The sequence below is a fragment of the Paracoccus endophyticus genome, assembly GCF_003286075.1.
Lineage (GTDB): Bacteria > Pseudomonadota > Alphaproteobacteria > Rhodobacterales > Rhodobacteraceae > Paracoccus > Paracoccus endophyticus.
In genome coordinates this window covers 123129-136218 of the sequence record NZ_QLUV01000004.1, presented here as the reverse complement: position 1 = coordinate 136218, position 13090 = coordinate 123129, and the positions used below count along the sequence as shown (strand labels likewise).

The following is a 13090-nucleotide window of genomic DNA, read 5'->3' as shown; positions in this document are numbered from 1 at the left end:
GCCCCGCGCGCAAGGCCCCCGCTGCCCGACGGGCGGCGCCACCCCTCAGGCCAGCGGGCCGGGGCGGCGTTCTTCCGACAGAACGACGTTCGCCTCGACCTGGCCGACCCCCGGCAGCGTCATGATCCGGCGGCGCAGGATGCGTTCGAAATCGGGGATGTCGCGGGCGACGATCCGCAGGCGGTAATCGAACCGTCCCAGCACATGCTGGACGGTCTGCACCTCGGGGATGGCGGTGACGGCGCGCTCGAACGCCTCCAGGTCGATGCGCCCCTTGGCCGCAAGCCGCACCCCCAGAAACACCGTCACCCCAAAGCCCAGCGCCGCGTGGTTCACGACGATGCGGCGCCCGGCGATCACGCCCGCGTCGGTCAGCCGGCGGATGCGGCGCCAGGCGGCGGACTGGGTCAGCCCCACCGCCCGGCCGACCTGCGCCGCCCCCAGCGTGGCGTCACCGGCCAGCAGCCGCAGGATCGCGCGGTCGGTGTCGTCCAGATCGACGCTCACAGCGCAAGCTCCGCCGTGTCCTTGATGGTGGCGACCAGCATCAGCGGTTCGATGTCGGTGACATGCGGCAGCGCCAGGATGCGGTCGCGCCAGATCTGCTGCCAATGCGCCATGTCGCGGGCGACCACCGACAGGCGGATATCGACCGAGCCGAGGAAGGTCTGGATCTCGATCACCTCGGGCACCACGCGGGCGGCGGTCGTGAACGCGTCGAAGGCGCGCGGCTCGGTCTTGTCGAGGGTGAAGCGCAGGCTGACCTGAACCTCATACCCCAAGGCGCGCCAGTCGATGCGGGCCTCGATCCCGGTCAGGACGCCGCGTTCGCGCAGGCGATCAAGCCTGCGCCACAGCGTGGCCACCGTCACGCCGGCCCGGCCGGCCAGCGTGGCGTTGTCGGCCTGCGGGTCGGCCAACAGGTGACGCAGGATGCGGCGGTCGGTGTCGTCCAGCATGATCCTTGCACATAGTCCCAAGGCTTTGCATGGTTTTCGCGCAGAAACGGCCAGACATCAACAGAATGCAGCCTTGTGTCGTGCAGGGACCGCTAGTGTCGCCCCATCACAAGGGAGACCATCATGCGCGTTTACTATGACCGCGACTGCGACGTGAACCTGATCAAGGACAAGAACATCGCCATCCTGGGCTATGGCAGCCAAGGCCACGCCCATGCGCTGAACCTGCGCGATTCCGGCGCCCGGAACCTGGTCGTGGCGCTGCGCCCCGGCTCGCCCAGCCAGGCCAAGGCCGAGGCCGAGGGCCTGCGCGTGATGGAGATCGCCGAGGCCGCCAAGTGGGCCGATCTGATCATGTTCACCATGCCCGACGAGTTGCAGGCCGACACCTATCGCAAATACGTCCACGACAACCTGCGCGACGGCGCGGCCATTGCCTTTGCCCACGGGCTGAACGTCCACTTCGGCCTGATCGAGCCGAAAAAGACCGTGGACGTCATCATGATGGCGCCCAAGGGTCCGGGCCACACGGTGCGCGGCGAATACGTCAAGGGCGGCGGCGTGCCCTGCCTTGTCGCGGTCAACAACGACGCGTCCGGCAAGGCGCTGGACCTGGCGCTGTCCTATTGCTCGGCCATCGGCGGCGGGCGGTCGGGCATCATCGAGACCGACTTCCGCGAGGAATGCGAGACGGACCTGTTCGGCGAGCAGGCGGTGCTGTGCGGCGGCCTGGTCGAGTTGATCCGCATGGGCTTCGAAACGCTGGTCGAGGCGGGCTATGAGCCCGAGATGGCCTATTTCGAATGCCTGCACGAGGTGAAGCTGATCGTGGACCTGATCTATGAAGGCGGCATCGCCAACATGAACTATTCGATCAGCAACACCGCCGAATACGGTGAATACGTCAGCGGCCCGCGGATCCTGCCTTATGACGAAACCAAGGCGCGGATGAAGGCGGTGCTGAAGGACATCCAGACCGGCAAGTTCGTGCGCGACTTCATGCAGGAAAACGCCGTCGGCCAGCCGTCCTTCAAGGCCACGCGCCGCATCAACGACGAACACCAGATCGAGCAGGTCGGCGCCAAGCTGCGCGAGATGATGCCCTGGATTTCCAAGGGCAAGATGGTGGACCGCGCGCGGAACTGATCGGTTCACCGCGAAAGCCGCCCCGCCCCCTGCGGCCGGCAGGTCCGGGTCCTGCGACACGAAACACCCTGGACGGGGCGCCCTGACCGGCGCCCCGTTTCCATTCGCCCCCCTTGGCCCACCCGGCCGGAGAGCCATCCGCAACGGCGCGGATCGACCCGTCACAACCGCAGGGGGCAGCCAGGGTCGATCCAGACGAGTTCACCGGGCCCCCACCCCACAGCCGTGACGGGATACCGACAGGCGCGCGGCAGGGCCGCGGCCCCCGGGGTCACAGGTCGTTGTGGCTGTTCAGCAGATCGGCCGCGCGCACGGTGCGGCCGTCCGGCATCCGGCACAGGTCGGCGCGCCGGCCCCCTGCGGTGGCGGAAATGACCGTGCCTCCTGATCCCGCGCAATACAGCGCCGCAGGATCGACGATGGCGGCCGCGGGCGTGGCCGTGGAGGCAGGGCGGCCCTGGGGGGCACCGCCCCCGCAGCCGGCCAGCACCAGCGCAACCGGCAGGACAAGGGCCACGCGGCATCGCGTCATGGGGATCATCCGGTGGTCCTTCCTGTCGATTGCAATCCGGGCAGGGTGCCAAGCGGGCGCGTGGCTGGCAAGCTGCCGCGCGCCCGGGACCGGATCAGACAGCGCGCGGCAGGCCCGGCCCGTGCGCCGCAGCAAGGGCGCCAACGGCCCGGCCTTGCCGCGCGTGGCGGCGACCGGCCCGGTCGCGGCGGCTTAGCTGGGGATCTGCGCGGCGATCCCCTCGACAAAGAAGTTCATCGACGACAATTCCTCGTCGGTGGCGACGGCGCCCTCGGCCAGCCAGTCGCTGCCGTCCTGCTTCTTCAGCGGCCCGGTGAAGGGGTGATACGCCTTGCTGGCGATCTGCGCCTTCAGCGCCTCGGCCTCGGCCTTGACCTCGGCCGGCACGGCCTCGGTGATCTCGCCGATCTCGACCTCGCCGTCGCCGATGCCCAGCCAGACGCCGTGCGATGTCCAGGTGCCATCCAGAATCTGGCCCACGCGGCGGATGTAATAGGGCGCCCAGTTGTCGATGATCGAGCTGACCCGCGGCGTCGGCTTGAAGTTCGCCATGTCGGACGCCTGCCCGAAGCCGATCACCCCGGCCTCCTGCGCCTTCGCCAGCGGCGCGGTCGAATCGGTGTGCTGCAGGATCACGTCCACGCCCTCGGCGATCAGGGCGGCGGCGGCGTCGGCCTCTTTCGCGGGGTCGAACCAGCTATAGGCCCAGACCACCTTCATCTCGACGCCCGGGTTCACCTTGCGGGCGTGGATGAAGGACGAGTTGATGCCCTGGATCACCTCGGGGATCGGGAACGACCCGATGTAGCCGATCTTGTTGGACTTGGTCATCCGCCCGGCGATGGTGCCGATCACCGCGCGGCCCTCGTAGAAGCGCGCATCATAGGTCGCCACGTTGTCGGCGCGCTTGTAGCCGGTGGCGTGCTCGAACTTCACGTTCGGGAACTTCCGGGCTGTGTTGATGACGGCGTCCATGAAGCCGAAGCTGGTGGCGAAGATCAGAGTGTTGCCGGCCAGCGCCAGCTGGGTCAGGGCGCGCTCGGCGTCCGCGCCCTCGGGGACGCTTTCGATGAAGGTCGTCTCGACCCGGTCGCCGTATTCCGCCTCGATCGCCTTGCGGCCCAGGTCGTGCTGATAGGACCAGCCGCCGTCGCCCACCGGCCCGACATAGATAAAGCCGACCTTCAGCGTCTCGCCTGCCGGGACGGGGGTTGCGGGCGTCTGCGCGCGGGCGCGCGCGCCGGGCAGCAGGGCCGGCAGCGCCAGCGCGGCGGCCGAGGCCAACAGGGTTCTGCGGTTCATCAAAGGCTCCTTCGTCGGGGTTATCGCAGCGCGTGGAAGGGGCGGCCCAGCGAACCGGGGGCGGTCCCGCCGCCCCCGCGCGCGTATGTCTGCCGGGCCGATATCAGCACCAGAACCAGGATCGTGGCAAGATAGGGCGCCATGCTGAGCAGTTGCACCGGGACCGCCACGCCCGCCGCCTGCAGGCGCAGCTGCAGCACGGTCACGCCGCCGAACAGCCAGGCCCCGGCCAGCGCCCCCCACGGGTTCCAGCCTGCAAAGACGACGATCGCCAGCGCGATCCAGCCCGCGCCCGCGGTCATCCCCTCGGTCCACTGCAGGACGATGGCGATGCTGATATACGCCCCGCCCATCCCCGCCAGCGCGCCGCCCGCGGCGATGGCGGCGATGCGCACCGCCCGCACCTTGTAGCCCAGCGCGTGGGCGGCATCATGGTTTTCCCCCACCCCGCGCAGGATCAGGCCCGCGCGCGTGCGGTTCAGCCCCAGCCAGATCAGCGGCACCAGCGCCAGCCCCAGCCAGATCATCGCGTTCACGCCCAGCGGCCCGGCGGGGACGGGCGGGGCCTTGATCCCCTCATACGGCTTGCCGAACATCGCGGTCAGGCCCAGGCCGAACAGGGTCAGCGCCAGCCCGGTGGCGACCTGATTGGTCAGCAGCATCTGGGTCAGCACGGCAAAGATCATGGCCAGCCCCGCCCCGGCCACGGCGGCCACGGCGAACCCCAGGGCGGTGCTGCCGGTGGCGTGCGCGGCGGCAAAGCCCGCCAGGGCGCCCACGATCATCAGACCCTCGACGCCCAGGTTCAGCACCCCCGCGCGTTCCACGATCACCTCGCCCAGGGCGGCGAACAGGATCGGCGTCGCGGCCGAGATCAGCAGCAGCAGCGTGGTGACGTCCAGGATCATGCCATGGCCCTCGCCGACCGGATGCGGAACCGCGTCAGCGTGTCGAACGCCAGCAGGAAGAACAGCAGCATCCCCTGGAACACCTGGACGGTCGCCGCGGGCAGTTGCAGGGTCAGCTGCGCCAGCTCGCCCCCGATGTAGGTCAGCGCCAGCAGCAGCCCCGCCAGCAGGATGCCCAGCGGATGCAGCCGGCCCAGAAAGGCCACGATGATCGCCGTGAAGCCATAGCCCGACCCGAAGCTGTCGATGATCTGCCCGCCGGGACCGGCCACCTCGAACAGGCCCGCCATGCCCGCCAGCGCGCCCGACAGGCCCAGGCAGAAGGCCACCAGCGCGGCGGGGCTGACGCCTGCAAAGCGCGCGGCGCGCGGCGCAAGCCCGGCGGCGCGGATGTGAAAGCCGCGGATATGCCGGCTCATCAGGAACCAGGTCGCAACCACCGCCAGGGCGGCGGCGACCACGCCCCAATGGGCGCCGGTGCCCGCGACCAGTTCGGGGTTTGCCGCGGACGGGTATTGCTGCAGGTTGCGCGACCCCGGCATGCCGAACCCCTCGGGGTTTCGCATCGGGCCAAAGGCCATCCACGCCGCCAGCCGCTGCGCGACATAGACCAGCATCAGGGATACCAGGATTTCCGACGCGCCGAACCAGTTGCGCAGCATCGCCGGGATCATGCCCCAGGCCCAGCCGCCCGCCGCGCCCGCCAGAACCATCGCGGGAAAGATCCAGGCGCCCTCGGCCGGATAGGCAGCCAGCGCCACGGCGGCACCGCACAGGCCGCCGACGATGTACTGCCCCTCGGCCCCGATGTTCCAGATCCCCGCGCGAAAGCCCACGGCCAGCCCGCAGGCGATCAGGATCAGCGGCCCCGCCTTGACCAGCAACTGCGGCCGGGAATAGCTGGCCGCCGGTCCGAACAGCGGGTCCCAGAAAATCGTGCGGACCGCTGCCACCGGGTCGAACCCCATCAGCGCAAACAGCACGCCCCCCGCGATCATCGTCGCGATGACGGCCATGACCGGGGTCGCAAGCTCAAGCCAGGCGGGCGCGGCGGGGCGGGGCTCAAGCCGCAACATGGGCGACCTCCATCCCGTGGGCGCCGCCCAGCATCAGGCCGATCCGCTCGATGGTCAGCCCCTCGGTCGGCACCGGGGCCGACAGCCGCCCGGCGTTCAGCGCGGCGAAGCGGTCCGACAGCTCCAGCAGCTCGTCCAGGTCCTGGCTGATCACCACCACCGCCGCGCCGCGCCGCGCCAGGTCCAGCAGCGCCTGCCGGATCGCGGCGGCAGCGCCCGCGTCCACCCCCCAGGTCGGCTGGTTGACCACCAGCGCGCGCGGGTCCTGCAGGATCTCGCGCCCGATGACGAATTTTTGCAGGTTGCCCCCCGACAGCGAGGCCGCGGGCGTCCCCGGCCCCGGCGTGCGCACGTCAAAGGCGGCGATGATGCGCCGGGCAAAGGCGCGCGCCGCGGCGTGGTCGATCACCCCGCGGGGGGCCAGCCGCTGCCGCGTGGCCCCGGTCAGCAGGGCGTTGTCGGTCAGGCTCATCTCGGGGACGGCGGCGTGGCCCAGCCGATCCTCGGGCGCGGCCAGAAGGCCGGCGCGCCGCCGCGGCTCGGGCCCCAGCGCGGACAGGTCGGCGCCCGACAAAAGGACGGTGCCCGGACGCCCGGCCGTCTCGCCCGAGAGGGCGGCGATCAGCTCCTCCTGCCCGTTGCCGGCGACGCCGCCGATCCCCAGGATCTCGCCCGCGCGCACCGCAAAGCCCACGTCGCGCAGGGCCGTCCCCGCATGGCCCGGGGCCGAGGTCAGCCCGCGCACCACCAGCACCGCGTCGCCCGCCTGCCGCCCGCTGCGATCGACGGGGCGCATCTCGGCCCCGACCATCATCGCGGCCAGCGCGCGCGCGGTATGCTCGCCCGGCGAGACGGTGCCCACGACCCGGCCTTGCCGCAGGATCGTGGCGCGGTCGCAATGGGTGCGGATCTCGTCCAGCTTGTGGCTGATATACAGGACCGCCGTTCCCCGCGCGGCCAGCTTGCGCAGGGTGGCGAACAGGATCTCGGCCTCCTGCGGGGTCAGCACGCTGGTCGGCTCGTCCATGATCAGCAGGCGCGGCTCGCCCAGCAGGCAGCGCACGATCTCGACCCGCTGGCGTTCGCCCGCCGACAGCCCCGCGATGCGGCGCGCGGGGTCCAGCGGCAGGCCATAGGCCGCGCTGACCTCGGCGATGCGCGGCGGAAGCTGCCTGCGCGGCGGCGGCGCGTCCATGCCCAGCGCCACGTTCTCGGCCACGCTCAGCGCGTCGAACAGGCTGAAATGCTGGAACACCATGCCCACGCCGGCGGCGCGCGCGGCGCGCGGATCGGCCGGCGCATGCGCCGCCCCGCCCAGCCGCATCCGCCCCGCGTCGGGCCGCACGAGGCCGTAGATCATCTTGACCAGCGTGGACTTGCCCGCCCCGTTTTCCCCCAGCAGGGCGTGGATTTCCCCGGGCCGGACGGAAAACGACACGTCGTCATTGGCGCGCACGCCCGGATAGGTCTTGCCCAGGCCCTCGGCCCGGAACAGCTCGGTTGTCGTCACGCGCATCCCCGCAGGTCTTTTGCCGCAGTGTTAGCCGATTTGCGCCAAGGGGCAATTGCGCCCGGTGGCCATGGGCCTATGTTTCGCGCCATGTCCGACGCCCTGCCCCGATTCATCCACCTGCGCTGCCATTCCGAACACTCGCTGCTGGAGGGGGCGATCCCGGTGGGCAAGCTGGCCAAGCTGGCCGCCGCGCAGGGGATGCCCGCCGTCGCGCTGACCGACACCAACGCGCTGTTCGCCGCGCTGGAATTCTCGGTCAAGGCGCAGGCCGAGGGCGTGCAGCCCATCGTCGGCTGCCAGATCACCCTGGATGCGGGCGCGGCCTGCGGGCCGGTCGTCCTGCTGGCGCAGGACAAGGGCGGCTGGATGAACCTGATGGCGCTGTCGTCCTGCCTTTACCTGCGCGACGGCGGGGCCGCGCCCCACATCACGCTGGACGAGCTCGAGGCCCATGCAGGCGGCCTGATCTGCCTGACCGGCGGCGCCACCGGCCCGCTGGGCCTGCTGGTCCAGCAGGGCAAGCAGGCCGACGCCGAGACGCTGGCCCGGCGGCTGTCGGGCGCCTTCGGCGACCGGCTGTATGTGGAACTGCAACGCCACATGCAGGACAACGGCCAGCCCATGCCGGCCGAGGCCGCCAGCGAAGGCGGGATGATCGACCTGGCCTATGCGCTGGGCCTGCCGCTGGTCGCCACCAACGACGTGTATTTCCCCAAGCCCGAGATGTTCGGCGCGCATGATGCGCTGATCTGCATCCGCGAACGCGCGATGGTCGATCAGGCGGCCCCCCGCCGCCGGCTGACCGCGAACCACCATTTCAAGTCGGCCGAGGACATGGCGATGCTGTTCGCCGACCTGCCCGAGGCGATCGCCAACACCGTCGAGATCGCCCGCCGCTGCGCCTTTGCGGTCGCCAAGCACAAGCCGATCCTGCCGCGTTTCGCCGACGACGAGATCGAGGAGCTGCGCCGGCAGGCGCGCGAGGGGCTGGCCGCGCGCCTGGCCGTCATCCCCCACGCCGTCAGTGTCGAGGAGTACGAGGCCCGGCTGGAGTTCGAGCTGGGCATCATCGAGCAGATGGGCTTTCCCGGCTATTTCCTGATCGTGGCGGATTTCATCAAGTGGGCCAAGGCGCAGGGGATACCCGTCGGCCCCGGCCGGGGATCGGGGGCGGGATCGCTGGTCGCCTTTGCGCTGACGATCACCGACCTGGACCCGCTGCGCTATTCGCTGCTGTTCGAACGCTTCCTGAACCCGGAACGGGTGTCGATGCCGGACTTCGACATCGACTTCTGCATGGACCGGCGCGAGGAGGTGATCCAGTACGTCCAGCAACGCTATGGGCGCGACAAGGTGGGCCAGATCATCACCTTCGGCGCGCTGCTGTCCAAGGCGGCGGTCCACGACGTCGGCCGGGTGCTGGGCATGGGGTTTTCCCAGCGCGACCGGCTGTCCAAGATGATCCCGGTCGAGGGCGTCAAGCCCGTCAGCATCACCAAGGCGCTGGCCGACGAGCCGCGCCTGCGCGAGGCGGCGGCGGCCGAGGAAAACGTGCGCCGGATGCTCGATTACGCGGCCCAGGTCGAGGGGCTGCTGCGCAACGCCTCGACCCATGCGGCGGGGGTGGTGATCGGGGACCGGCCGCTGGACCAGCTGGTGCCGCTGTATCGCGACCCGGCGTCCGACATGCCGGCCACGCAGTACAACATGAAATGGGTGGAACAGGCGGGGCTGGTCAAGTTCGACTTCCTTGGCCTGAAGACCCTGACGGTGATCCAGAATGCCGTCGACCTGATCCGCGCCGGTGGCCGGCACCTGCACATCGCGGCCGACGGGCGGCAGCTTTACGACCCGCCGCCGGGCGCCGTGGACGAGATCATCGCCATCCCGCTGGACGACCAGGCGACCTATCGGCTGTTCGCCAGCGCCCGCACCGTGGCGGTGTTCCAGGTCGAAAGCTCGGGGATGATGGACGCGCTGCGCCAGATGCGCCCGACCTGCATCGAGGACATCGTGGCGCTGGTGGCGCTGTACCGCCCCGGCCCGATGGAAAACATCCCGACCTATTGCAGGGTCAAGAACGGGCTGCAGCGGCTGGAGTCGATCCACCCCACCATCGACCACATCCTGGCCGAGACGCAGGGCATCATCGTCTATCAGGAACAGGTGATGCAGATCGCGCAGGTCATGGCGGGCTATTCGCTGGGCGGCGCGGACCTGTTGCGCCGCGCCATGGGCAAGAAGATCGCCGAGGAGATGGCGAAGGAGCGGCCCAAGTTCATCGAGGGCTGCACCGCCCAGGGCATTGACGCCAAGAAATCCGGCGAGGTCTTCGACCTGCTGGAGAAATTCGCCAACTACGGCTTCAACAAGTCGCACGCTGCGGCTTATGCCGTCGTCAGCTATCAGACCGCCTGGCTGAAGGCGAACCACCCGGTCGAGTTCATGGCGGCGGTGATGAACTGCGACATCCACCTGACCGACAAGCTGGCGATCTATCGCCGCGAGGTGGACCGCATGGGCATCGAGATCATCCCCCCCTGCGTCAATCGGGGCCAGCCGCGGTTCAGCGTCGATCAGGGGCGCATCGTCTATGCGCTGGGCGCGCTGAAGAACGTGGGGGTCGAGGCGATGCGCGTGCTGGTCGCCGCACGGGGCGACCGGCCGTTTGCCGACCTGACCGACCTTGCGCGCCGCGCGCCGCTGAAACAGATCGGCAAGCGCGCGCTCGAGATGCTGGCGCGCGCGGGCGCCTTCGACGTGCTGGACGCCAACCGGGCGCGGGTGCTGCGGTCGCTGGACGCGCTGGTCGCGTGGTCGGCGGCGGTGCAGCAGGCGCAGGCCTCGTCCCAGAACTCGCTGTTCGACGGGGGCGAGGACCTGCCGCCGCCCCGGCCCGCCATCGCCAGCGTCTGGATGCCCGCCGAAAAGCTGGCCGAGGAGCACACCGCCATCGGGTTCTACCTGTCGGGCCACCCGCTGGACGACTATCAGCCGGCGCTGAAGCGCAAGGGCGCGATGACGCTGGCCGAGGTTGCGGCGGCCGCGGCCGGCGGGCCGCTGGTCGCGCAGCTTGCCGGCACGGTGTCGGCGCGGGCCGAGAAGAAATCGGCCAAGGGCACGCGCTATGCCTTTGTCACCCTGTCCGACCCGACCGGGCTGTACGAGGTGACGGTGTTTTCCGACCTGCTGGACCAGGCGCGCGCGCATCTGGAACCCGGCGCGAACGTGCTGCTGACGGTGAACGTCGAGCCGTCGGGCGATCAGGTCAAGCTGCTGGCGCGCGCGGCCGTGCCACTGGAGGAGGCGGTCGCCGATGCCGGCGCGGACCAGCTGGCCGTCGAGGTCGCGGATGCGTCCACCGCCATCGCGGTGCTGGACCGGCTGCGGGCCGTCAGCGCCGACATGGCAGTGTCGTCGCGGGGCCGAGGCCCCCTGCTGCTGCGGGTGCGCGACGGCCACACCGTCTATGACGTCGAGGTGGGCCGCGATGTCCCCGTCACCCCGCGCATGCGCCAGGCCCTGCGCGCGGTCGAGGGCGTGATCGACGTCACCGAGGAATAGGCGCGGGGCGCGCGACGGCTGGGCGACGGCGGCTTTCGCCCCTTCCCCACGTCCATGCGGGTCCTTCCGGGGGGCGGTCGCGCGGTTCGGGATGTCAAGGGAATCGGGCGACGGCCGCCGGCGATCAGGCTTGCCTGCGCCCAAACCGGACTGCTTTCACGAGCGCGCAGCATGCCAACGCCCGCCGCCGGGACGATCAGGTCCGCTCCGCGGCCTCCAGCCGCTCCAGCGCCTGCATCCACAATTCTTCGGCCCGGGGCAGCGCGGCCGTGGCCTCGGCGTGCTTGCGGCCCCATTTCTCGGCCTCGTGCGGGTCGTTGTACAGCGCGGGATCGGCCATCTTCGCACGGATCTTGCCCAGCATCGCCGTCAGCTTCTCGACCCGCTCCTCGCCGCGGCGGACCTCGGCGCGCAGGTCCAGGATCTCGTCCCGGCCGGGCTTTTTCGGCGCGGGCTTGGGGGGGTCCTTGGGGCGCTCGGGCTCGTCCGCGGTCAGCAGCGACCGGCGATAGGTTTCCAGGTCGTGCGGATAGGGCGCGACCGTGCCGTCGGCCACCAGCCACAGCCGGTCGGCCACCAGTTCCAGCAGGTGCATGTCGTGGCTGACCAGCACCACCGCGCCGGTATAGTCGTTCAGCGCCTCGGTCAGCGCCTCGCGGGATTCGATGTCCAGGTGGTTCGTCGGCTCGTCGAGGATCAGCAGATGCGGCGCGTCGATGGTCGCCAGCAACAGCGACAGCCGCGCCTTCTGCCCGCCCGACAGGGAGGCCACGCGGGTCTCGGCCTGCGCCTCCATCAGGCCAAAGCCCGCAAGCCGCGCGCGCAGCCGGGCCGGGGTCTCGGCCGGGCGCAGCCGGCGCACATGGGTCAGGGGCGTCTCGGCCAGGTCCAGCTCGTCCACCTGGTGCTGGGCGAAATAGCCCACGCGCAGCTTGGACGACTGCGACACCTTGCCGGCCATCGGGGCCAGCCGGTTCGCCAGCAGCTTGGACAGCGTCGATTTCCCCTGGCCGTTGCGCCCCAGCAGCGCGATGCGGTCGTCCTGGTCGATCCGCAGGGTCAGCCGCCGCAGCACCGGCCGGTCGCCGTATCCCACGGACACGTCGTCCATCGCCACGATGGGCGGCGACAGCGCGTCGGGCTGGGGAAAGGTGAAGCGGTGGAACTTCGCCTCGCCGGGCGCGGTGATCGGCTCCATCTTCGCCAGCGCCTTCAGGCGCGACTGGGCCTGCGTGGCCTTGGTGGCCTTGGCGCGGAACCGGTCCACGAAGCTTTGCAGATGGGCGCGCCGGGCCTCCTGCTTCTTGGCCTCGGCGGCCTGCAGGGCGCGGCGCTCTGCCCGGATGCGGGCAAAGCTGTCGTAGCCGCCGGAATACAGGGTCAGCTTGCGGTCTTCCACATGCAGGATCGAGCCGACCGCGCGATTGAGCAGGCCCCGGTCATGGCTGATGACGATGACGGTGTGGGGATAGCGGGCCAGATACCCCTCCAGCCACAGCGCGCCTTCCAGGTCCAGATAGTTCGTCGGCTCGTCCAGCAGCAAAAGGTCGGGCTGCGCAAACAGCACGCCCGCCAGCGCCATCCGCATCCGCCACCCGCCCGAGAAATCCGACGTGGGCCGCGCCTGGTCGGCGGCCGGGAACCCCAGGCCCTGCAGGATGGACGCCGCCCGCCCCTCGGCCGACCAGGCGTCGATGTCGGCCAGCCGGGTCTGGATCTCGGCGATGCGGTGGGGATCTGCGGCGGTGTCGGCCTCGGCCAGCAGGGCGTGGCGCTCGCGGTCGGCGGCCAGCACGGTCGCCAGCACGCTGGCGCCGGACGCCGCCGATTCCTGCGCCACGCCGCCGATCCGCGCCCGCGCGGGCAGGCGGATGTCGCCGCCGTCCAGCGCCAGTTCGCCCCGGATCAGGCGAAACAGCGTCGTCTTGCCCGCGCCGTTCGGCCCGACCAGCCCGACCTTGTGCCCATCCGGGATCACGGCCGAGGCGTGTTCGAACAGCGGGCGCCCCGCGATGGAATAAGAGATGTCGTCGATCCGCAGCATGGGGGGGCCATGCCGCAGCGGTCGGCCCGGGTCAATGGGCGGGTTC

Annotated in this window: 10 protein-coding genes; 2 read left to right on the top strand and 8 right to left on the bottom strand. The window is 70.5% G+C overall.

The window, feature by feature from the left end; genetic code table 11:
- Positions 1-45: 45 nt before the first annotated feature.
- Positions 46-507 (bottom strand): Lrp/AsnC family transcriptional regulator, encoded by a 462-nt coding sequence (locus tag DPQ23_RS06985; protein WP_112873984.1) that lies wholly within the window; start codon positions 505-507, stop codon positions 46-48.
- The gene (locus tag DPQ23_RS06980; protein ID WP_112873983.1) at positions 504-959 is read right to left on the bottom strand and encodes an Lrp/AsnC family transcriptional regulator; all 456 of its coding nucleotides are present in this window, start codon (positions 957-959) and stop codon (positions 504-506) included. The genes DPQ23_RS06985 and DPQ23_RS06980 overlap by 4 nt, the downstream gene beginning before the upstream one ends.
- 123 nt (positions 960-1082) lie before the next feature.
- On the opposite strand from DPQ23_RS06980, the gene ilvC reads away from it, so the two are divergent.
- Entirely contained in the window at positions 1083-2105 is a 1023-nt protein-coding gene (ilvC, locus tag DPQ23_RS06975; RefSeq protein WP_112873982.1) for a ketol-acid reductoisomerase, read from the top strand.
- A gap of 271 nt (positions 2106-2376) precedes the next feature.
- Here ilvC and DPQ23_RS06970 read toward each other — a convergent pair whose 3' ends face one another.
- The 5 genes from DPQ23_RS06970 to DPQ23_RS06950 all read right to left on the bottom strand — a co-directional run bounded on the left by DPQ23_RS06970 (position 2377) and on the right by DPQ23_RS06950 (position 7439).
- Positions 2377-2646 carry a DUF333 domain-containing protein gene (locus DPQ23_RS06970; RefSeq protein WP_112873981.1) on the bottom strand — a complete coding sequence of 90 codons (270 nt, stop codon included), beginning with the start codon at positions 2644-2646 and terminating at the stop codon, positions 2377-2379.
- Between the two features lie 183 nt (positions 2647-2829).
- Complete coding sequence (locus tag DPQ23_RS06965; RefSeq protein WP_112873980.1) at positions 2830-3939, bottom strand: BMP family ABC transporter substrate-binding protein; 1110 nt, start codon at positions 3937-3939, stop codon at positions 2830-2832.
- A gap of 20 nt (positions 3940-3959) precedes the next feature.
- On the bottom strand, positions 3960-4847 hold the full coding sequence (locus DPQ23_RS06960; RefSeq protein WP_112873979.1) for an ABC transporter permease: 888 nt from the start codon (positions 4845-4847) through the stop codon (positions 3960-3962).
- A complete protein-coding gene (locus tag DPQ23_RS06955; RefSeq protein ID WP_112873978.1) occupies positions 4844-5923 on the bottom strand; it encodes an ABC transporter permease in 1080 nt (359 codons plus the stop codon). Before DPQ23_RS06955 ends, DPQ23_RS06960 begins: the two co-directional genes overlap by 4 nt.
- Complete coding sequence (locus DPQ23_RS06950) at positions 5910-7439, bottom strand: ABC transporter ATP-binding protein (protein ID WP_112873977.1); 1530 nt, start codon at positions 7437-7439, stop codon at positions 5910-5912. The genes DPQ23_RS06955 and DPQ23_RS06950 overlap by 14 nt, the downstream gene beginning before the upstream one ends.
- A gap of 84 nt (positions 7440-7523) precedes the next feature.
- On the opposite strand from DPQ23_RS06950, the gene dnaE reads away from it, so the two are divergent.
- Positions 7524-11000 carry a DNA polymerase III subunit alpha gene (dnaE, locus tag DPQ23_RS06945; RefSeq protein WP_112874113.1) on the top strand — a complete coding sequence of 1159 codons (3477 nt, stop codon included), beginning with the start codon at positions 7524-7526 and terminating at the stop codon, positions 10998-11000.
- 196 nt (positions 11001-11196) lie between these two features.
- On the opposite strand, the gene DPQ23_RS06940 is transcribed toward dnaE, so the two are convergent.
- Positions 11197-13044 (bottom strand): ABC-F family ATP-binding cassette domain-containing protein, encoded by a 1848-nt coding sequence (locus tag DPQ23_RS06940; protein ID WP_112873976.1) that lies wholly within the window; start codon positions 13042-13044, stop codon positions 11197-11199.
- Between the last annotated feature and the right edge of the window lie 46 nt (positions 13045-13090).